This is a genomic window from Pontibacter sp. E15-1 (assembly GCF_022601975.1).
Lineage (GTDB): Bacteria > Bacteroidota > Bacteroidia > Cytophagales > Hymenobacteraceae > Pontibacter.
On the sequence record NZ_JAKVIR010000029.1, the window covers coordinates 1 to 21,128 of the forward strand.

Here is a 21,128-nt window from a genome sequence, read left to right on the forward strand (position 1 = left end):
GCATATTCCTTTAAGCTTGGTTGACACCGCTTTTGTTCATCTCATACCCCCTATAAAATTTATCGTAATATCATTTAATATAGTTTTATTAGCTAAAGCACTTGCTGGATATTTCAAATAATTCTCTCGATTATATTCCCGTAAATACATATTTATAAGTTCCGATAGTCTGTCCATTAATTGAATCAATCCATTGCGGATAGCCATCTTGCTATCAAACATATCCTTCGAATGATGGTCATATTTATTATATAAGTCTTGGAATAATTCTGGTAGAAAATCGAGAATATTATATAGTTTGCTAAACTCCTTAATCCACCTTTCTCTATGGCTTAGAAATAAACTAAATCCATTAAATATTGAAAGTCTATCAATTTCAAGAATTCTAGAGTAATTTTTTAAAGGGGATTTTATAAATAAATTTCTCTGAAAAGGTGACTTCTTTTCACTTTCAAAATATTTTTTTAAATTTTCAGCTTTCGATTTGATATCTGATTCTATATCGGCTAAATCAACTTTCAACAAAGTTAGTTTGTTAAAATAATCTTTTTTTTCAATTAATAGTCTTAATTCCTTCTCTTTTATTAATCCTTGATTGAATTGTGTTATTTGGATTTGGTTAGCTTTTATTTGCATATAAAAAGCTAAAAAAGTAAGTAAAACACCTGCTAAAGCAATAAATGGATTGACAATTCCACCTATTGTATCACCTATTTGCCCAGTTTCAGTAAAATCATATGCATAAGAAATAGAAGTTGATGTGAAAATTATTGGCGAAACAAAGGAAAATATAATTACAGAAATCGAAATTCCTAAAATCAATTTAGTAATACTGTCCCAATTTTTTATTTTAGTCTTTTCTTTATCGTTCATGAATTCTCAAATGTTACACAACTAGTTTCTAATAAAAGAACCATACTTCTTACTATTTGCTATATGGTTAGATATGGCTTAATAATTCTACAAAATTATACTTTATCAAGTCTTCCCCGGAAGGGCAAACTGCCAGCATAGCAGCCCTTGCCTCATCTAAGATATAAAACTTACAGTTGTATTTTCTAGTGGAGCCAATTATATATACCTCCTCTATATAGGAGATAGTTACAAGCTATCTTGCACGAGGGGTAATGCGTTTTAGCCGAAGAAAATAACGAGGATGAGGATGAAGAGGATGAAGAAGCTATACATGATCAGGTCGAGGGAGTAATTTTTATACTTTTCAAAAAGTTCTTTGAATCGTTTCATGTCCTAGCCTGTTGTATCCCTGCAAAAGTACGAAATTCGGGGCAAAGGCAAACGGGACACTTTGAGGTCTTCCCTCAAAAAAACCTTTTAAATAGCTACCTTTGCAGCCAATCGTTTGACGTGTAGCAGAAGCATATGGAGAAAAGGTGGGTATACAGCCAGGAGGCACCAGCAGAGGTAGTAGCACAGCTTTCGGAAAATCTCAAGATCAGCCCGACCCTGGCTGGCATCCTGTGCCAACGCGGCATCTGCACCTACGACGAAGCCAAACACTTTTTCCGCCCCAGCCTTGCTGACCTGCACGACCCTTTCCTGATGAAGGGAATGGACAAGGCCGTGAACCGCCTGAACGAGGCCCTGCACAAGAGCGAGAAGATACTCGTGTACGGCGACTACGACGTGGACGGCACCACCTCGGTGGCCATGATGTATGGTTTCCTGCGCGGCTATACCCACCAGATCGACTTTTACATTCCGGACAGGTATAAAGAGGGGTATGGCGTGTCGCAGCAGGGTATAGACTGGGCGGCAGAAGAAGGTTTTTCCCTCATCATCAGCCTCGACTGCGGCATCAAGTCGGCGGATAAAGTAGCTTATGCCTCAGAAAAAGGCATCGACTTCATTATCTGCGACCACCACCTGCCCGATGAGGACGTGCCGCAGGCCGTGGCCGTGCTCGACCCCAAGCAGGTAGACTGCCCATACCCCTTCAAAGAGCTCTCGGGCTGCGGCGTGGGCTTTAAGCTGATCCAGGCGTTCTGCATACAGAACGGGATAGACCAGGAGGAGGCCTACAAAATGCTGGACCTGCTGGTGGTGAGCATCGCGGCCGACATTGTGCCGATCGTGGACGAGAACCGCATTCTGGCCCACTTCGGCCTGCGCCACCTCAACGGGCCGCAGCCGATGCGCCCGGGCATTGAGGCGCTGAAGGAGCTGGCCGCTATCAACTACGACATGGACATCTCTAGCATCGTGTTTGGCTTTGCGCCCCGCATCAACGCGGCAGGCCGTATGGGCGATGCCAAAAACTCGGTGCGCATGCTGCTGGCCCAGACCAAGGATGAGGCCTTCCGGATGGCCAGCATCATCAACGAATCCAACAAAGAGCGGCGCACCAAAGACTCCAACATTACTAAGGAGGCGCTGCAGATGATCGAGGAGGACGATTTCCTGAAATCAGCGAACTCCACAGTCCTTTTTAAAGACAACTGGCACAAGGGGGTGATCGGGATTGTGGCCTCGCGCTGCATCGAAAAGTATTACCGCCCCACCATCATCCTCACGCAGTCGAACGGCAAGGCGTCCGGGTCGGCGCGCTCGGTGCATGGCTTTAACGTGCACAACGCCATCGAGAGCTGCTCGGATTTGCTGGAGCAGTTTGGGGGGCACATGTATGCCGCAGGCCTTACGATGCCCGTAGAGAACGTGCCAGCCTTCCGGGAGCGCTTTGAGGAGGTGGTAAGCAAGACCATCACCGAGGAGCAGAAGATTCCGCAGATACAGATCGATGGCGAGATCAAGCTGAACCAGATCACACGCAACTTCTACAACATCATTAAGCAGATGGAGCCTTTTGGGCCGGGCAACATGGGTCCGGTGTTTGTGTCGGAGTGCGTGTACGACACGGGCAGCGTGCGCGTGGTGGGCGAAACGCACCTGAAGCTGCGCCTGACGCAGGACGGTTCGCAGAGCATCGACGCCATCGGCTTTGGCCTCAGCGATTATTACAAGTCTATCTCCAAGGGCATCCCGTTCGACATATGTTATACAGTGGAGGAAAACATCTACCGCGGCGTCATCACGCTGCAACTCCGCATCAAGGATATCCGGATAAAGTAAGAGAGGCTCCTGAACGGGAGCCTCTCTTGCGGATTATACCATTATCAATTGAACATTGCGCAATGAAGCCGTTCAATATTTTACGCACTACGAAAACCCACCCCTACCCCTCCGAGGAGGGGAATTTTCAATAGGTGTATAAAATTGAATGCGCACGAACCAACTGATATGGGTATTATAGTGAGTTTGTGCAGAATAACCCAACCCTGCCCAAAGGGAATAGCACCAATAAAAGGCAGGGCTGTATACACTCATCAGTTGATAAAGGCATTGTAAGTCACAAGCGGACGCTTGCGCCATAGAGAGGCGCTATGATTTGTACCGCTTTTTCCGAAAAACAATCAACGATCAACGAAAAACGATTCTAAGGAAGCGGGTACATGTGCTTGAGTTGCTGAAGCGGACTTACCTGCTCCTGGGCCATCAGGTCGGGGATGCAAAGCTGGTTCAGGGTCTCGTAATCTCCGGCGAAGAAGTTCATGTCCACAGCTGTTTTGATGCCGGTAATCTTTCCTCTGTCGGTGTGTTGCCAGAACATCCAGCTGTCAGTATGGTGTACTTCGGGCTGCACCGCGCTGTAGCGGGCAATCCAGAAGTGATAGTCCTGAAAGTGGCCCTGCAGGTAGCGGCGGTAGTAATTTTGGCTGGTATAGATGATGGGTTTCACGCCATAATGCGCGGTTACAGCCTCCAGCCAGGTTTTGATGCCCTGGCGCAGCTGCGTGGCGCTTACGGTAGGGTCTGATACCTCCACATCCAGCACCGGAGGCAGGTCGCCGGGTTCCAGCACCACAGAGTTCGTGAAAAGCTCTATCTGGCACTGCACAGGCGCCTCGGGCTTATAGAAATGGTATGCGCCGCGCTTGATGCCATGGCGCTTTGTCTCTTCCCAGTTGCGCGAAAAGTAGGGGTCCTGCCGGAAGTCGCCCTGTGTGGCTTTCACAAAGGCAAAGGACACTTCATCCTCGCTCACCAGCGCCCAGTTCACCTCTTTCTGCCACCGCGACACATCCACGCCCTTGATTACCTTTGCGGCAGAAGTGGTGGAAGCGGTTTTGGTTTCGTCGTTCGCATCGTCGTGAGGGGCAACAGCGTCAGCGGCTGGCGCAAGCCCGGCATACCCTGCCAGGAGCAGCATACCTGAAAAAGCCAATTTTTGAAAAGCCGATAAAAGAAAGGGCAAAGGCATATAAAACACGATTAGAGGTGAAGCGAGTTATAAGTTAAATATTAAAACGCGCATATACAAGCCCTTGCCCTGAGGTTTGTCCAGAAAACAAAAGTTTTTTTACATAGGCCGTAACTTTGCCAGCGGTATTACGTGCAGCCTCGCTGCAGGAGGCTCAAACCAGGCAGCACCACAAGCGTTGGAGCCTGGGAAAGGGCTGGGCTGGCACCCGTTGCAGGATGCCGCCTTTATGCGTAAATTAGCCACAATGATACTAAGAGCAGAGAACCTGATAAAAAAATACAAATCGCGCACCGTCGTGAACGATGTGAGCGTGGAGGTGAACCAGGGGGAGATTGTGGGGCTGCTGGGGCCAAACGGTGCCGGTAAAACCACTTCGTTCTATATGATTGTGGGGCTCGTGAAGCCGAACACCGGCAAAATCTTCCTCGACAAGGAGGACATCACCAACCTGCCCATGTACAAGCGCGCCAAGCGCGGCGTGGGCTATCTGGCGCAGGAAGCCTCGGTGTTCCGGCAACTGACGGTGGAGGAGAACATTCTGGCGGTGCTGGAGATGACGGACCTCCCGCGGAAGGAGCAGCACGAGAAAGTGGAGGCGCTGCTGGAGGAGTTCTCGCTGACGCACGTGCGCAAAAACAAGGGCATCGTGCTGTCGGGGGGCGAGCGCCGCCGCACCGAGATTGCCCGCGCCCTGGCCGTAGACCCGAAGTTCGTGCTGCTGGATGAGCCTTTCGCCGGTGTAGACCCCATCGCGGTGGAGGAGATCCAGAGCATCGTGGCCAAGCTTAAAAGCAAGAACATCGGCATCCTCATCACCGATCACAACGTGAACGAAACCCTCTCCATCACCGACCGCGCCTACCTGCTTTTCGAAGGCAAGATCCTCAAATCCGGCACCGCCGAAGAACTTGCCGCCGACGAGCAGGTGCGCCGTGTATACCTCGGCAAGCACTTCGAGCTGAAACGGAAAGTTTGAGCAGGTAGCAATTATCAGTATTCAGTAATCAATTGTACAACTTTCCGCTGTTTATTCAGGTAGGTATAGCTTATCATATATGGACAGCAACAATCTTTATAAAAAGTGCTATGCTTTTGCTATTAGAATCGTAAAGGCACATCAGCACCTAAGCACAGAGAAAAGAGAATTTACGCTATCAAAACAGCTCTTGCGAAGTGGTACATCCATTGGGGCCAATGTGGCAGAAGCTAACGACGGAATCTCTGTTGCAGACTTCTCATCCAAAATATCATTGGCTTATAAAGAGAGCTTGGAAACAAAGTATTGGCTAAGTTTATTGAGAGATACGGGCTATCTGGATATCTCGGTTGCCGAAAGTATGTTAGGAGATGCCGATGAACTTAGTAAGATTTTATTCTCTATACTGAAGTCTACAAGGCTTAAAGCTAAAGATAGTGGGAAGTAGACTCCGCATCTGTTTACTGTTTATTGTTAACTGTTAACTGCAAAAGTGGAAATTATAAACTCAATCGTGACGTGGGTGATGAAAAAGCGCATCCACGACATTGATCTGTTCCGGAAATACCCGCACGAAGTACAGGCAGAGCTGTTTCAGAACCTGATCAGCACAGCCAAAGACACAGAATGGGGCAAGAAGTACGGCTACGGGGACAGCCTTTCGGTGCGCGAGTTTCAGGAGCGAGTGCCTATCTGCGATTATGAGGGGCTATATCCATACCTGGAGCGTGTGATGATGGGCGAGCAGAACCTTCTGTGGCCAAGCAAAATCGAGTGGTTCGCCAAATCATCGGGCACCACCAACGCCCGCAGCAAGTTTATACCGGTAAGCCCCGAGTCGCTGGAGGATTGCCACTACAAAGGCGGCAAGGACATGCTGTCGATCTACGTGAATCTATACCCCGAAACCAAGCTTTTCTCCGGCAAAGGCCTTTCTATTGGCGGCAGCCACCGCAAAAGCGAGCTCAACTCCAAAATGTCTTACGGCGACGTGTCGGCGGTGATTATGCAGAACCTGCCCATTTGGGCCGAGGCTATCCGCACACCGCCGCTTAAAGTGGCCCTGATGGACAATTGGGAGGAGAAGATAGAGAAGATGGTGGAGATAACCGTGGAGGAGAACGTGACCAGCCTGAGCGGGGTGCCCACCTGGACCTATCTGCTGCTGAAACGCATTCTCGAAGTAACGGGCAAAGACAATATCCTGGAGGTATGGCCGAACCTGGAGCTCTTTACGCACGGCGCTGTGGCCTTCGGCCCATACCGCCAACTGTTCCGCGACATCCTCTCGTCTGACAAGATGAACTACCTGGAGGTATACAATGCCTCCGAAGGATTTTTCGGGATACAGGACCAACTGGGCACCGAGGATGAGATGCTGCTGATGCTGGACTACGGGGTATACTACGAGTTCATCCCGATGGATCAGTTTGAGGAGGAGAACCCTAAAACCCTGACGCTGGACGAGGTGGAGCTCGACAAGAACTACGCCCTTGTTATCTCGACCAACGCCGGTTTGTGGCGCTATAAGATCGGGGACACTGTGCGTTTTACCAGCCTCAGCCCATACCGCATTAAAATTTCGGGCCGTACCAAGCACTTCATCAATGCCTTTGGCGAAGAGGTGATTGTGGAAAACGCCGAAGAGGCCATCACCAAGGCGTGCCAGGCCACAGGTGCCGTGATTTCGAACTTCACAGCGGCCCCCATGTACATGGAGAGCGGCAAGCGCGGCGGCCATGAGTGGCTGATTGAGTTTGAGAAGGAGCCCAATAACCTGGCCCGCTTCACGCAGGTGCTCGACGAGACCCTGCGGGAGGTAAACTCCGACTACGATGCCAAGCGCCAAAACGACATCGCCCTACAGGAACCGATCGTGCACGCCGCCCCCAAAGGCACGTTCATGAACTGGCTCCGGGACAAAGGCAAGCTAGGCGGCCAGAACAAGATTCCCCGCCTCAGCAACTCCCGCGAGTACCTGGAAGAGATTATGCAGGTGAGCGGGCTGTAGGAAGGTAGAAAGTTTGGGAGTTTGGGGGTTAAAGAGTCAGAAAAATTCCAACCACCCCCTGCCCCCTCCTTTTCTAAGGCGGGGAGTTTTCTTACTGCTTTCACCGACATAACATTTAGCTGTAGTCCTTGCTTTAATACAGAATTTAAAACCAAGATTATCTAATAGCTATATCACTTCTACCGTCAAGGTAGCAAAAGCAGACTCCCCGCCTTAGAAAAGGAGGGGGCAGGGGGTGGTTGGATAGCAGAAGCTTCAGAAAAGCGAGCGTCCCCGGCAGAATCATACCTGCCGGGGACGCTCGCTTTATACCTCCTCCTCAAAACCACAATCTCCTAATTCACAATTCGGAATTCGGAATTCGGAATTGGGAATTGGGAGCGAAGCGACCACCGTCTATTCCAGGAAACTACTCATAAAGCCGCCTTCCTTGTTGGCGTTCTCGCCGCGCGGCATCAGAGCTTCGATCAGTTTCTTCACCGGCATCGACTGAAGCCATACCCGGCCGGTGCCGCGCAGGGTGGCCAGGAAAATACCCTCGCCGCCAAAGATCATTGACTTCAGGCCACCGGCGCGCTGCACGCTAAAATCGATGCCCTCTTCAAACGCCACCACGCAGCCCGTGTCTACGCGCAGGGTTTGGTTGTTGAGTTGTTTCTCCACCACGGTGCCACCGGCATGTATAAAGGCCATACCGTCTCCCTGCATCTTCTGCAGTATAAAGCCCTCGCCGCCAAACAGGCCGGAGCCGAACTTCTGGTTGAAATGAATGCTGAGTTTCGTGCCCAGGGCGGCAGCCAGAAAAGCGTCTTTCTGGGCGATGAGGCTGCTGTTGCGCATCTGGCGCAGGTCGATGGGGAGGATGGTGCCGGGGTATGGCGCTGAGAAAGCCACACGGCTTTTGCCATGGCCACGGTGCGTGAAGTGCGTCATAAACAGCGACTCGCCCGTGATCATGCGGGAGCCGGCCGAAACCAGCTTGCCAAAAAAGCCCTGGTTGGGGTTAGAGCCGTCGCCCATCTTGGCCGCAAACTCGATGCCCTCTTCCATGTATACCATAGCGCCCGCCTCAGCAATTACCGTTTCCTGCGGATCGAGTTCTACCTCGAGTACCTGTATGTCGTTTCCGAAAATCTTGTAATCTATCTCGTGTGAGTTTATCATAGTTTTAGGTATGGATTAAACAATGGCGTATGTCGCACTGGGTATAGAACGCAATATTTCGTTGATTCTATATAAGTAGGGTATGGGTATTGAGCCGGGGAAAGGTTTTAAGGTATAAAACTCCATAATTCGGTTGCCTGGCGGAGGTGTTAGTCCTCCTCCTCAACGTCCGCTTCCTCGCCTTTTTTACCGCGTCGGCGGGCTTTAGGCAGGCTCTTGTCGTCTTCGTCATCGGATACCTCGGAGGTGCCGCGCACAAAGTCCTCGTCAGTTTCCTCTACTTCCTCGCCCTCCTCTATGTGGTAGGCCTCCTCTTCCTCGCGCTTTGCCTTTTCGGCGGCGTCGCGCTTCACCAGCTTCTTGTCTTCCACGTTGCGGTTCAGGAACTCGTTGATCTTGTCGATGCTGTAGTTGGAGATGATCTCCCCGTGCTCGTTCACTTTTATCTCGAAGCCCTCCAGGTCTTTGTGCACCTTGGACTTTTTGCTGCTGCTTTTGCTTTCTTTTTTATTCTTCGCCATGATAGTTCGGGTTTATACCTTGTTGTATAAGTATGCAGGGGCAAATTGTTGCATGGCCAATCCAAAGCGGGCAATAAAAAAGGCTAGCCGGTATGGCTAGCCTTTTGGGTATGGTATAGGAGCTGCGGTTAGGTGGTTGCGTAGCCGCTCAGCTTGTCGATGGCTGCGCCAAGGCGCTGTGCCGTCTCCTCACGGCCGATCACCTCGATGATGTGCATCAGGTCCGGGCCCGCCTCTGCGCCCGTCACGGCAAGGCGAAGCGCCTGCATGACCTGGCCCAGCTTCATGCCGTGGCGCTCCAGTATGGCGGTCAGCAGTTCTTTCACAGTGTCGGCGTTGAAGTTTTCCAGCGTAGGCAACTCGTTCTTGAAATCCTCGAAAACGGCAACCGAAGGGCTGTTCCACTTCTTAGACGCTACTTTCTCGCTATACTCAGTCGGGGCGATGAAAAAGTACTTCGCCTCTTGCCAGAAATCCTGCGGGAAGCTTACGCGCTCCTTCATCAGGCCAGCGATCTTCTCCGCCTTCTCATGCGTGGCGGTGATGTCGTGCTCGGCCAAGGCCTGCAGCAGGTAATCGGCCAGCTCGCTGTCGGGCTTGGCGCGCAGGTACTGCTCGTTAAACCAGCGGGCTTTCTGAATATCGAAACGCGTACCGGACTTGCCGATGCGCTCTACGGAGAATTCCTGGATCAGCTCGTCCATCGAGAAAAGCTCCTGCTGTGTGCCCGGGTTCCAGCCCAGAAAGGCCAGAAAGTTGGTGAAGGCCTCCGGCAGGTAGCCCGCCTCACGGTATCCTGACGATACCTCGCCTGTGTTCGGGTCGGTCCAGCGCAGCGGGAACACCGGGAAGCCCAGCTTATCGCCATCGCGCTTGCTCAGCTTGCCGTTTCCGTCGGGCTTTAGCAGCAGCGGCAGGTGGGCAAACTCAGGCATGGTGTCTTCCCAGCCCAGGTAGCGGTATAGCAGCACGTGCAGGGGCGCAGACGGCAACCACTCTTCCCCCCGGATCACGTGGGTGATGTTCATCAGGTGGTCGTCCACTATGTTGGCCAGATGGTAGGTTGGCATCCCGTCCGACTTCATCAGCACTTTGTCATCAATGGCGGCAGAGTGCACCATAACCCATCCCCGGATCATGTCTTTCAGGCGCACTTCCTCTTTACGCGGCACCTTCAGGCGGATCACATACGCCTCGCCGGAGGCCAGGCGCTGCTTCACCTCGTCTTCGGGCAGCGTGAGCGAGTTCTTCATGGTGGCGCGGGTGATGGCGTTATACTGCGGCGTGGCCACTTTAGCGGCCTTCAGGCGCTCGCGCATCTCGTCCAGTTCCTCGGCAGTGTCAAAAGCATAGTACGCGTGGCCACTCTCGATCAGCTGCATGGCATACTGCATATACATCGGCTTGCGCTCCGACTGGCGGTATGGCGCGTATGGGCCGCCTTTCCAGGGGCTTTCGTCCAGCTCAATGCCGCACCACTCCAGCGACTCGCGGATATAGTCTTCGGCGCCCGGCACAAAGCGGTTCTGGTCGGTGTCCTCGATGCGCAGGATCATTTTGCCGCCCGTTTTGCGGGCCAGCAGGTAGTTGTACAGGGCAGTGCGCACACCACCGATATGGAGAGGCCCGGTTGGGCTGGGGGCAAAGCGTACTCTAACTTCTCTTTCCATGTATAGTTGTCTGATTCAGATCGTTCAAATGAGGCACAAAGGTACGAAATAAAGTTCTATTCGGTAAGCCCTGCGGCGGCAAAGCCCATTTGCCTGTAAACAAGCAAAGCCCCTCTGGGTTAATTGCTTAGAAACATAATCGGATATTTGCGTATCTGCTTAGTAAAGAAGCCCCCGGGGAGTTATGGTAAAGAGCCGATTGACAATTGTGTGGTGCCTGTTAAAGGAGACGTGGCTGGAGTTTATGGAGAACAACTCCTGGCAAAAGGGCGCGGCACTGGCCTACTATACCATCTTTGCCCTGCCGCCCATGCTCATCATCATCATCAGTGCCGGAGGCTACTTCTTTGGCCGGCAGGCCGTGTCCGGCGAGATTTACTACCGCATCAAAGAGCTGATCGGGTCGGAGGGGGCATACTCGGTGCAGAAAATGGTCGAGAACGTGAACCAGTTCTCCGATGTCAGTGTGGCGGCGCTGGTGGGTGTGATTGCCCTCTTTGTGGCAGCCACGGGCGTTTTCATCTCGCTGCAAGACTCCCTGAACGAGATATGGTACGTAAAGCCCAAGCCCAAGCACGGCTACGTAAAGCTGGTGCTCGACCGGTTTCTGTCCTTCGGTATGATCCTGACCATCGCTATTGTGCTGCTGCTCTCGCTGCTGGCCAACGCCATCCTGGTAGCCATCGGCGACTTCCTGACATCGCGCTTCTCAGACTGGATCCTGTACGTTATCCACGTTGCCAACCTCATCTCAGCGCTTGTGCTGATGACTTTCCTGTTCGCCTGCATCTACAAGTTCCTGCCCGACGCCAAGATAAAGTGGCGTGATGTATGGGTGGGGGCGGTGGTAACGGCCCTGCTCTTCGTGCTGTTCCGGGGCCTGATCGGGTTTTACCTGGGCAAGAACGATGTCGGGTCGGTGTATGGGGCAGCGGGCTCTGTGGTGGTGATCCTGACGTGGGTGTTCTTCACGTCGCAAATCATCTTTTTCGGGGCCGTGTTCACCTTTGTGTACTCGCGCAAGTACGGCTACAACATCTACCCCTCAGAGTATGCCGTGCGCGTGATCCGCAAGCAGGTAGAGGTCGGAAACACAGCCGTTAACACCGATCCGGAGTTGCTGCAGACAGACAAAACGCCAGATATGGCAGAAGTAACAGAGGTGCCCGAGCCGGTGGAAGAGGAGAAGGAGGACACAGACGCTGCCTCGCAGGGATCGAATATTTAGAGCGAGGCGGGTGAGCGATGTATTTTGAAAGGCAATCAGGGAAAAGACAACGGAAGCAGAGGGTATACAGCGCTCCTGCTTCCTTTGTCTCCCGTCAAAAAAGATTCTATCAGGGTTTACTTTGCCGCGATGCAGGAAATCTCCACGTTCACATCCTTTGGCAGGCGGCTTACCTCCACGGTTTCGCGGGCAGGCGGGTTGCTGCTGAAATAGCTGCCGTAGGTTTCGTTGATGCGGCCGAAGTTGTTGAGGTCTTTCACAAAGATGCTGCACTTTAGCACATGCGTGAAATCCATACCTGCCTCGGATAAAATGGCCTGCAGGTTTTTCATCACCTGGTGCGTCTCGCTTTCGATGCTGTCGTTGATCAGGTTGCCGCTCTCCTGGTCCAGCGCAATCTGGCCGGATACATATAGCGTGCCGTTGGCTAAAGTCGCCTGGCTATAAGGGCCGATAGGAGCCGGGGCCTTGGAAGAGGTGATAATGGTATGTGCCATATATGGATTCGTTTAAAATTGTATCTTTACTAGCAAAAGTACTCAAAATTTATGCACATAGTTGTTTTGTCGGGGCCCGAAATGGCCGCAGAGTTTCAGCAAAAGTTCCCGGAGGGTAAGGAGGATGTCTCGTTTACCTTTCTGAGCAGCCTTAGTATGCAGGATGAGCTATGCCAGCCAACCGATGTCATTTTCGACTTTACCCTGCACCAGCACCCTGAGCGCCTGACCCAGTATGCGCCGGAGCAGGTGGTGTTCTGCCACGCTCCCACCGTGCAGCTGGCGGCACTGGTTAACGAAGTGGAGCTGGACCAACCCTGCACCCTGATCGGCTTTAACGGGCTGCCAACCTTGTTTAACCGCCCCGTGTTGGAGGTGAGCCTGCTGCGGCCGGAGCACGAGGAAAAGCTTCGGGAGGTATGCGCGGCGCTAGGCACCGAGTACCTGCTCGTGGACGACCGGGTGGGTATGGTAACGCCCCGCATCATCTGCATGATCATCAATGAGGCCTGCTATACCCTGCAGGAGCAAACCGGCAGCGTGGCTGATATTGACCAGGGCATGAAGCTTGGCACTAATTACCCGAAAGGCCCTTTTGAGTGGGCAAAACAGCTGGGTATACGCCATGTGTACGAGGTGCTGCAGGCCGTTTACGAAGACACAAAAGAGGAGCGTTACAAAATCTGCCCGCTACTGAAGACGAAATACCTGAAAGGAGAGGAGTTCTGAGGGTAACCAGACCTGGCTGTGCGGCACTGCCGCAGCGACTGCTTATTGCTAAAGCGACTGCTTATTGCTAAATTGTTAAATGGTTTAATTGTTGAAAAATTATCAGACATGAGGCCATTTAACAATTGAGCCATTTACCCATTTATTGACTGACTGGCTCTTTATTCCTTTTTGCGAAAGTCCATATATAAAACAGGAAAGGGCACCTCTTGAGGTGCCCTTTCCTGTTTTATATGGTATGGCCGTGCCTTACTCTACCGTCACAGACTTGGCCAGGTTACGCGGCTGGTCTACGTTGCAACCGCGCATCACGGCGATATGGTATGAGAGCAGCTGCAGCGGAATAACCGATAGCAACGGCATCAGCGGTTCGCTTGTCTCCGGAATCTCGATCACGTAGTCTGCCATGGATGGGATGGTGGTGTCGCCTTCGGTTACCACCGCGATCACTTTCCCCTTGCGGGCCTTTACCTCCTGCACGTTCGACACGATTTTCTCGTACGAGCTGTCCTTCGTCGCGATTACCACTACCGGCATGTGCTCATCAATCAGGGCGATCGGGCCGTGCTTCATTTCTGCGGCAGGGTAGCCTTCGGCATGGATATAAGAGATCTCTTTCAGTTTCAGGGCGCCTTCCAGGGCTACCGGGAAGTTATAGCCGCGGCCCAGGTACAGGAAGTTCGTCGCATCCTTGAACACCTTTGCAATTTCCACGATCTGGTCGTTCAGTTGCAGGGCAATCTCTACTTTAGCAGGGATATTCTCCAGTTCTACCATTAAACGGCGGAGGGCTGTTGTCTCCAGCATACCACGCTTGCTGCCGATGATCATGGCGATCAGCGTGAGCACGGTTACCTGTGCCGTAAAGGCTTTGGTACTGGCTACCCCGATCTCCGGGCCAGCGTGGGTATAGGCACCCGCATCAGTGGCACGAGCGATAGAAGAACCCACCACGTTGCAGATACCAAATATGGTAGCGCCTTTTGACTTGGCCAACTCCAGTGCCGCCAGCGTATCAGCCGTCTCGCCGGATTGGGAGATGGCGATCACGATGTCTTTCTCGTTGATAATCGGGTTGCGGTAACGGAACTCAGAGGCATATTCTACCTCCACCGGTATGCGTGCCAGATCTTCGAGCAGGTACTCGGCCACCAGGCCTGCGTGCCACGAGGTGCCACAGGCTACGATGATGATGCGCTTGGCTTTGGTGAACTTGTTTTCAAACTCACGGATGCCGCCCATCATCAGGTGGTTGTTCTCCGCGATCATACGGCCGCGCATGCTGTCCAGGATAGAGCGGGGCTGCTCAAAGATCTCCTTCAGCATGAAGTGCTCGTAGCCGCCTTTCTCAATCGACTCGAGGGCCATCTCCAGGCGCTGCACATAAGGGGTCTGCTTCACATCCTCGCGTGTGCGGATATCCAGCTCGCCGTTGTTGATTACGGCCAATTCGTAGTCGTTCAGGTACACCACCTCATTGGTATACTCGATGATCGGCGTGGCGTCTGAAGCCAGAAAGAACTCGCCTTCTCCAATGCCCACCACCAGCGGGCTGCCTTTGCGGGCCGCTACCAGTTGGTTCGGGCTATCCTGTGCCAGCACCACAATGGCGTAAGCCCCTACAACCTCGTGCAAGGCAAGGCGCACAGCCTCCGGCAACGTGCAGTGGCTGTTTGTACGGATATCCTCGATCAGGTTGATGAACACCTCTGAGTCAGTATCAGACTGGAAGGTATGGCCCTTCTCGAGCAGGAGCTTCTTGAGAGAGGCGTAGTTTTCGATGATGCCGTTATGGATGATCGCGATGTTTCCGGAAGTAGAGTAGTGGGGATGCGCGTTTGCGTCGTTCGGCTCTCCGTGCGTTGCCCAGCGCGTGTGGCCCATACCTATGTTGCCGTGCGTATCCACGCCAACCAGAGAGGCCTCCAGGTCTGCCACTTTCCCCTTCTTCTTAAAAACATTCAAAGAGCCATTCATCAGCGCCACTCCGGCGCTGTCATAGCCTCTGTATTCCAGGCGCTTCAGGCCTTTTATAATAACGGGGCAAGCTTCGCGGTGCCCGACGTATGCAACAATTCCACACATAATTCTATTATGAATATGAACAAAAAACAATAGGTACCACAAAAGTACCTATTATTTGAAAAAACCTATAATAATTATTTTATATAATTCAGATCATACCCGAGGCGCTACTGGCCAAGGCGATTATATAACTCATAGTAAGAATCCAGAAGGGTTTCGTCGGCACTTACCGTGCTGATATCCTTGGTTTTCATGTACTCGTTGAAGGTGGCGTTCATGCTGTCGCCAAAGTCCTCGTTGGTCTTGATTACAGAATCGGCGTACTTCATGCCACACTTCACGAAGCCGTCGCAGTCAGAGGATTGCAGGTCGGTCAGCATGCTGTCGTCAATGTCGAGCATCTTCACTTTCTCCAGCAGGCCCTCGTCGAACTTCTGCGTATAGTTGTGGTTGTAGACCGTGAACATCGACTTGGCATCCTTAAAAATTGGATCTTTTTTGTAAGTCGTCTTCAGGTACATCGGGATCAGGCCCGTCATCCAGTCGTTGCAATGTACAATATCTGGAGCCCATCCCAGTTTTTTCACTGTTTCCAGCACGCCCTTGCAGAAAAAGATCGCGCGCTCGTCGTTGTCTGCATGGAACTTGTTGTTTTTATCAACAAACACAGATTTTCTATGAAAATAATCCTCGTTGTCGATAAAATAAACCTGCAGCTTTGCATTTGGTATAGAAGCTACCTTAATTACCAACGGTTTCTCGTCTTCGCCGACAGCGATGTTGATGCCAGAAAGGCGTACCACCTCATGCAAGCGGTTCTTGCGCTCGTTAATCAAACCAAACCGCGGCACGAAGATGCGGATTTCCATCCCGCGCTCCTGCATCCCCTGTGGCAGCGTCTGAAGAAACTCGGCTACTTTGGTGGTCTGTAAGAAAGGGTTGATCTCGGTGGCGGCGTATAAGATTCGCAATTTTGACATGGATATGAGGTTAAAATTTAAATAGCAACAGTAATGGGACGTGCAAAATTAGTATTTTTTATTCTAATTTTCAATTTAAAACGTTATAACTTACTTTTGCCGGCTTTGAGCAATCCCAAATGTAAACAACACCGACATGGAAGTTATAGAGCAGGTTCATACCATCCGGGAGCGGGTGCAGGCATTACGCTGTAGCGGCAAGACCATAGGCTTCGTACCGACCATGGGTGCCTTGCACGAAGGCCACCTGCAATTGCTCCGGGCCTCTGCCCGGGAGAATGACGTCACGGTCTGCAGCATTTTCGTGAACCCGACGCAGTTCAACAACCCCGACGACTATACCCTTTACCCGCGCACGCTCACCCAGGACACTGAGCTGCTGCAAACTGTTGGCTGCGACATTCTGTTTGCACCGGCTGCAGCGGAGATATATCCACAACAACACGCGCTGCTGCAGTTTAGTTTCGGGCCGCTGGAGGCCGTGATGGAGGGCGCCAACCGCCCGGGGCATTTCAACGGGGTGGCCATCATCGTCAGCAAGCTGTTCCATCTGGTGCAGCCGCACCGGGCGTACTTCGGGCAGAAGGACCTGCAGCAGGTGGCCATTGTGCGGCAGCTTATACAGGGCCTGAGCTTCCATGTGCAGCTGGTCTGCTTCCCGACGGTGCGGGAGGAGGACGGCCTGGCGCGCTCGTCGCGCAACACGCGCCTGAGTCCGGCGCAGCGGCAGGCGGCCCCCAGCCTGCACAAGGCTCTGAAGATGGCGGAGACGCAGCTAAAGCACCTGACCGTGGCAGACATCAAGGCCCAGGTATCCGATTTGCTCGGGCAGGTAGACGGCGTGGAGCTGGAGTATTTTGAGATCGCCGACCCGGCAACGCTTCAGCCAATAGCTGACTTACGCGACGTGCAGGAAGTGGCCCTTTGCGTGGCGGCGGCGGTAGGCCCCGTGCGCCTGATCGACAACATTCTGGTGAATTTAAACGAAGGGTAGCTTGTTGCTTTGGTAGTGCGCAGGCGGGCGCCCGGGCGTGGGTAGTATATCTGCCGTCAATTCCATAACTTTGCGCATTATTACAAAGCAAGCCATGTATATCGAGGTTTTAAAATCCAAAATCCACCGTTGCAAAGTAACGCAAGCTGAGTTGCACTACGTAGGCAGCATCACCGTCGACGAAGACCTGATGGACGCCGCCAACGTGGTGGAGAATGAGAAAGTGCAGATCGTGAACATCAACAACGGCGAGCGCTTCGAGACATATGTGATCAAAGGTGAGCGCGGCACGGGCACGATTTGCCTCAACGGCCCCGCCGCCCGCAAGGTGCAGGTAGGGGATGTGGTCATCATCATCTCTTATTGCAGCATCAAGTTCGAGGATGCCAAATCCCATACCCCCACGCTGGTGTTCCCTGACCAGCACAACCGCCTGGTGTAGCCTTCCTGCATGAAAAAACTGCTTTCCGTCTTAAAGCCTGCCGCGCTGCTGGGTGTGTCCGCGTTCCTGATGTGGTATGCCCTGAAGGAGCTGGACTTTGAGAAGATGTGGGCAGAGTTCCTCCGGGCGGATTACGCGTGGGTGCTGGTGTCGCTGGTGATGGGGGTGCTGGCCTACGTGAGCCGCGCCATCCGCTGGCAGATGCAGATCCGGCCCACCGGATACCGGCCCTCGCTGCGCCATACCTACAATGCCATGATGATCGGCTACGTGGCCAACCTGGTGCTGCCCCGCGCAGGCGAGGTGGTGCGCTGCAGCGTGCTCAGGCGCACCGACGGCGTGCCCGTCAACACCGGCTTCGGCACCGTGATCGCGGAGCGGATGATCGACGGCGTGATGCTGCTCCTGGCCATCGGGATAGCCTTTTTGCTGGAGTTTGGCCGTGTGCAGGAGTTTTTGCTCCGACTTTTTTCTGACAAGTACAATTCACTGGAGCACGGCATGAGCTCGCTCTATTGGCTGTTCTGGGTACTGCTGGGCTCTGTGGCTGTGGTGCTCTTTTTCGGGCTGCGCTACCTGAGCCGCCTGCGCAAGAACGCGTACTTCCGGAAGACGATGGCCTTTGTGCGAGGCATGCTGAAAGGCGTGTTCAGCATCACGAAGCTGGACAACCCGGCAGCCTTCTGGGGCCACACCGTTTTTGTGTGGAGCATGTACTATGGCATGAGCCTGGTGGTGTTCTTCGCGCTTCCGGCCACGGCGGGCCTGTCGTGGGGCGCGGCTTTGTCGGTGCTGGTGATAGGCAGCCTGGGTATGGCGGCGCCGGTACAGGGCGGCATCGGGGTATACCACCTGCTGGTGCAGGCCACGCTGCTGCTGTATGGCGTGCCCAAAGAGGCCGGCATGGCGTATGCCCTGCTGGCGCATACCTCGCAAACACTTTTGGTTGTTCTGATGGGAGTGCTTAGTTTTATGGGAAGCATGCTGCGGCGCAACGGCGTGGGCATGCGGCTAACCCAAACCAAAGCAGAACCCCATGAACTCAACAGATAAGATTTATACCCTCCCGCAGCTGCAGGAGCAACTGCGCCGCTGGCGGAGCCAGGGCCAGAAGGTCGTTTTCACAAACGGCTGTTTCGACCTGCTTCACCTCGGCCACGTCGATTACCTGGAGAAAGCCCGCCACCTCGGCGACAGGCTGGTGCTGGGCCTGAACACCGACGCCTCCATCAGCCGTATAAAAGGCCCGGACCGCCCCCTGCAGGACGAAATGTCACGCGCCCGGATTATGGCATCCCTTTTGTTCATAGACGCTGTGGTGCTGTTCGACCAAAACACCCCGCTGGAGCTGATTGAGGCCGTGCAGCCAGACATACTAGTGAAAGGAGATGATTATTCCGTAGAGAGCATTGTGGGCCACGAGGTGGTGCTGGCCAAAGGCGGCGAAGTGAAGACGGTGCCGCTGGTGAAGGGCTATTCCACAACCAATATCGTAAAGAAAATAGAGAAGCAGTTTAACCAACAATAAAGGATAAATTAACCATGATCGGGATATATTTCATAGGTATAGTTTTCATGCTCATCAGTATGTGGGTGAGCAGCAAGTTAAAGAGCAAGTTCAAAGAATACTCCCAAACGCCGCTAAGCTCCGGGCTGAGCGGCCGCGAGATAGCAGAAATGATGCTGGCAGACAATGGAATCACGGATGTGCGCGTTATATCTGTAGCGGGCCGCCTGACGGACCACTACAACCCCGCCGACAAGACCGTAAACCTGAGCGAGTACGTGTACGAGGCGCGTAGTGCCGCCGCCGCAGCTGTGGCAGCTCACGAGTGCGGGCACGCCGTGCAGCATGCCAAGGCATACAGCTTCCTGAAGTTCCGCTCGGCGATGGTGCCAGCGCTTAGCATCGCCTCGCGGTACATGCAGTGGATCATCCTGATCGGGATCCTGCTGCTGCAGACAACACCGTTGCCATTAACCATAGGCGTGGTTCTGTTTGGGCTTACAACGATTTTCAGCTTTGTAACACTGCCTGTAGAGTTTGACGCCAGCAAGCGTGCCCTCGCCTGGATCGACCAGCGCGGAGTGGTAACGCCGCAGGAGCACGGTATGGCCAAGGATGCCCTCAAGTGGGCCGCTCTGACGTATGTGGTGGCAGCCTTAGGCTCATTAGCGACACTTTTATACTATGTTTCGCTGCTGATGGGGCGACGCAACTAAATTGCCTCAACCTGCCTGATTAAAAAGCGCTGCTTGTACTGTGTGTATGGGCAGCGCTTTGTTTTTTCATAAAATTGGCCGAAACCAGCCAAAACACATGCTCTAAGTGCTATAAAAGCAGCAGAACTTGACAATTAACGGTATATTCTGTATAGTTAATGCAGCAGATTCCTTAGTTTTGTACCAGATAACATAAATAGGACATTTCTATATATAACTACCATGAACTTTCAATTCACAGAAGAACAATTGGCCGTGCAGGCTGCCGCCCGCGACTTTGCACAGACAGAATTGCTGCCCGGCGTGATAGAGCGCGACGAGCACCAGAAGTTTCCTGCAGAACAGATTAAGAAGATGGGTGAGCTGGGGTTTCTGGGCATGATGGTAGACCCCAGGTATGGCGGCGGCGGAATGGACGCTGTGGCTTACGTGCTGGCCATGGAGGAAATCTCGAAGGTAGACGCCTCTGCTTCGGTCGTAATGTCTGTGAACAACTCCCTGGTGTGCTGGGGCATTGAGAATTTTGGCACAGAGGAGCAGAAGCAGAAGTACCTGACGAAACTGGCAACCGGCGAGATCATCGGCGCGTTCTGCCTCTCAGAGCCGGAGGCTGGCTCCGACGCCACCTCGCAGCGCACCACCGCCGAGGACAAAGGCGACCATTACCTGCTTAACGGTACCAAAAACTGGATCACGAACGGCAGCACCGCCTCTGTGTACATTGTAATTGCCCAGACCCACCCGGAGAAAAAGCACCGGGGTATAAACGCCCTAATTGTGGAGCGCGACATGGAGGGTTTTGTGGTAGGGGCGAAGGAGAACAAGTTGGGTATCCGCGGCTCCGACACCCACTCCCTCATGTTCACGGATGTGAAGGTGCCAAAGGAAAACCGTATCGGAGAAGACGGCTTCGGGTTTAAGTTTGCGATGGCCACCCTGGCGGGCGGGCGCATCGGTATCGCTTCGCAGGCGTTGGGCATTGCATCCGGTGCCTATGAGCTGGCAGTAAAGTATGCCAAAGAGCGCAAAGCTTTCGGTGTGGAGATTGCCAAGCACCAGGCGATTCAGTTTAAGCTGGCCGATATGGCCACAAACATCGAGGCTGCCCGCCTGCTTTGCCTACAGGCCGCCTACGATAAGGACACCCATCAGGACTATGCAAAATCCGGGGCCATGGCCAAGCTTTTTGCCTCTAAAGTAGCCATGGACACCACGATTGAGGCAGTGCAGGTGCATGGCGGATACGGCTTCGTAAAAGAGTACCATGTGGAGCGCCTGATGCGCGATGCTAAAATCACACAGATATATGAGGGTACTTCGGAGATACAAAAAATAGTAATATCAAGAGAATTGTTGGCGTGATAACATGGTTAAAACACTGTGCATCTG

The 21,128-nt window shown here is 52.9% G+C and carries 20 protein-coding genes; 12 read left to right on the forward strand and 8 right to left on the reverse strand.

The features are described from left to right. Positions 1–36: 36 nt before the first annotated feature. Positions 37–873: a hypothetical protein gene (locus MKJ04_RS18280; RefSeq protein ID WP_241643113.1), complete on the reverse strand. Its 837-nt coding sequence runs from the start codon at positions 871–873 to the stop codon at positions 37–39. Positions 874–1,380: 507 nt separating this feature from the next. Here MKJ04_RS18280 and recJ point away from each other — a divergent pair. Continuing rightward, on the forward strand, positions 1,381–3,087 hold the full coding sequence (gene recJ / locus MKJ04_RS18285) for a single-stranded-DNA-specific exonuclease RecJ (protein WP_241643114.1): 1,707 nt from the start codon (positions 1,381–1,383) through the stop codon (positions 3,085–3,087). Positions 3,088–3,451: 364 nt separating this feature from the next. On the opposite strand, the gene MKJ04_RS18290 is transcribed toward recJ, so the two are convergent. Further along, positions 3,452–4,225: a glycoside hydrolase family 25 protein gene (locus MKJ04_RS18290; RefSeq protein WP_241643115.1), complete on the reverse strand. Its 774-nt coding sequence runs from the start codon at positions 4,223–4,225 to the stop codon at positions 3,452–3,454. 298 nt (positions 4,226–4,523) lie between these two features. On the opposite strand from MKJ04_RS18290, the gene lptB reads away from it, so the two are divergent. The 3 genes from lptB to MKJ04_RS18305 all read left to right on the forward strand — a co-directional run bounded on the left by lptB (position 4,524) and on the right by MKJ04_RS18305 (position 7,266). Further along, positions 4,524–5,255, forward strand: coding sequence for an LPS export ABC transporter ATP-binding protein (gene lptB / locus MKJ04_RS18295; RefSeq protein ID WP_241643116.1), 732 nt, complete (start codon positions 4,524–4,526; stop codon positions 5,253–5,255). A gap of 79 nt (positions 5,256–5,334) precedes the next feature. Further along, positions 5,335–5,703: a four helix bundle protein gene (locus MKJ04_RS18300; RefSeq protein ID WP_241643117.1), complete on the forward strand. Its 369-nt coding sequence runs from the start codon at positions 5,335–5,337 to the stop codon at positions 5,701–5,703. Between the two features lie 78 nt (positions 5,704–5,781). After that, positions 5,782–7,266 carry a GH3 auxin-responsive promoter family protein gene (locus MKJ04_RS18305; protein ID WP_241643173.1) on the forward strand — a complete coding sequence of 495 codons (1,485 nt, stop codon included), beginning with the start codon at positions 5,782–5,784 and terminating at the stop codon, positions 7,264–7,266. A 396-nt stretch (positions 7,267–7,662) separates the two neighbouring features. Here the strand turns inward: MKJ04_RS18305 and MKJ04_RS18310 are convergent, their stop codons facing one another. From MKJ04_RS18310 to gltX, 3 genes are all read right to left on the reverse strand, one after another. Beyond that, complete coding sequence (locus MKJ04_RS18310; RefSeq protein WP_241643118.1) at positions 7,663–8,430, reverse strand: TIGR00266 family protein; 768 nt, start codon at positions 8,428–8,430, stop codon at positions 7,663–7,665. A gap of 149 nt (positions 8,431–8,579) precedes the next feature. After that, a complete protein-coding gene (locus MKJ04_RS18315) occupies positions 8,580–8,951 on the reverse strand; it encodes a hypothetical protein (RefSeq protein WP_241643119.1) in 372 nt (123 codons plus the stop codon). 128 nt (positions 8,952–9,079) lie between these two features. Next, the gene (gltX, locus tag MKJ04_RS18320; protein WP_241643120.1) at positions 9,080–10,621 is read right to left on the reverse strand and encodes a glutamate--tRNA ligase; all 1,542 of its coding nucleotides are present in this window, start codon (positions 10,619–10,621) and stop codon (positions 9,080–9,082) included. A 184-nt stretch (positions 10,622–10,805) separates the two neighbouring features. Here gltX and MKJ04_RS18325 point away from each other — a divergent pair, with 184 nt between their 5' ends. Continuing rightward, positions 10,806–11,849: a YihY/virulence factor BrkB family protein gene (locus tag MKJ04_RS18325; RefSeq protein WP_241643121.1), complete on the forward strand. Its 1,044-nt coding sequence runs from the start codon at positions 10,806–10,808 to the stop codon at positions 11,847–11,849. A 116-nt stretch (positions 11,850–11,965) separates the two neighbouring features. On the opposite strand, the gene MKJ04_RS18330 is transcribed toward MKJ04_RS18325, so the two are convergent. Next, positions 11,966–12,346, reverse strand: coding sequence for a RidA family protein (locus MKJ04_RS18330; RefSeq protein ID WP_241643122.1), 381 nt, complete (start codon positions 12,344–12,346; stop codon positions 11,966–11,968). Positions 12,347–12,397: 51 nt separating this feature from the next. Between MKJ04_RS18330 and MKJ04_RS18335 the strand changes: the two genes are divergently transcribed. Continuing rightward, entirely contained in the window at positions 12,398–13,075 is a 678-nt protein-coding gene (locus tag MKJ04_RS18335) for a 3-hydroxyacyl-CoA dehydrogenase family protein (protein ID WP_241643123.1), read from the forward strand. A 249-nt stretch (positions 13,076–13,324) separates the two neighbouring features. Here MKJ04_RS18335 and glmS read toward each other — a convergent pair whose 3' ends face one another. Both glmS and MKJ04_RS18345 read right to left on the reverse strand, forming a co-directional pair. After that, positions 13,325–15,160: a glutamine--fructose-6-phosphate transaminase (isomerizing) gene (gene glmS, locus MKJ04_RS18340; RefSeq protein WP_241643124.1), complete on the reverse strand. Its 1,836-nt coding sequence runs from the start codon at positions 15,158–15,160 to the stop codon at positions 13,325–13,327. Between the two features lie 107 nt (positions 15,161–15,267). Further along, the gene (locus tag MKJ04_RS18345; protein ID WP_241643125.1) at positions 15,268–16,080 is read right to left on the reverse strand and encodes a glycogen/starch synthase; all 813 of its coding nucleotides are present in this window, start codon (positions 16,078–16,080) and stop codon (positions 15,268–15,270) included. A 136-nt stretch (positions 16,081–16,216) separates the two neighbouring features. Here MKJ04_RS18345 and panC point away from each other — a divergent pair, with 136 nt between their 5' ends. The 6 genes from panC (at position 16,217) to MKJ04_RS18375 (ending at position 21,101) form a co-directional block, all read left to right on the forward strand. Further along, entirely contained in the window at positions 16,217–17,074 is an 858-nt protein-coding gene (panC, locus tag MKJ04_RS18350) for a pantoate--beta-alanine ligase (RefSeq protein ID WP_241643126.1), read from the forward strand. A gap of 94 nt (positions 17,075–17,168) precedes the next feature. Continuing rightward, the gene (gene panD, locus MKJ04_RS18355) at positions 17,169–17,516 is read left to right on the forward strand and encodes an aspartate 1-decarboxylase (protein ID WP_241643127.1); all 348 of its coding nucleotides are present in this window, start codon (positions 17,169–17,171) and stop codon (positions 17,514–17,516) included. Between the two features lie 9 nt (positions 17,517–17,525). Further along, positions 17,526–18,569 carry a lysylphosphatidylglycerol synthase transmembrane domain-containing protein gene (locus tag MKJ04_RS18360; protein ID WP_241643128.1) on the forward strand — a complete coding sequence of 348 codons (1,044 nt, stop codon included), beginning with the start codon at positions 17,526–17,528 and terminating at the stop codon, positions 18,567–18,569. Further along, positions 18,553–19,044 (forward strand): D-glycero-beta-D-manno-heptose 1-phosphate adenylyltransferase, encoded by a 492-nt coding sequence (gene rfaE2, locus MKJ04_RS18365; protein WP_241643129.1) that lies wholly within the window; start codon positions 18,553–18,555, stop codon positions 19,042–19,044. Before MKJ04_RS18360 ends, rfaE2 begins: the two co-directional genes overlap by 17 nt. Positions 19,045–19,058: 14 nt before the next feature. Further along, positions 19,059–19,739, forward strand: coding sequence for a zinc metallopeptidase (locus MKJ04_RS18370; RefSeq protein ID WP_241643130.1), 681 nt, complete (start codon positions 19,059–19,061; stop codon positions 19,737–19,739). 222 nt (positions 19,740–19,961) lie between these two features. Further along, entirely contained in the window at positions 19,962–21,101 is a 1,140-nt protein-coding gene (locus MKJ04_RS18375) for an acyl-CoA dehydrogenase (protein ID WP_241643131.1), read from the forward strand. Positions 21,102–21,128 lie beyond the last annotated feature (27 nt).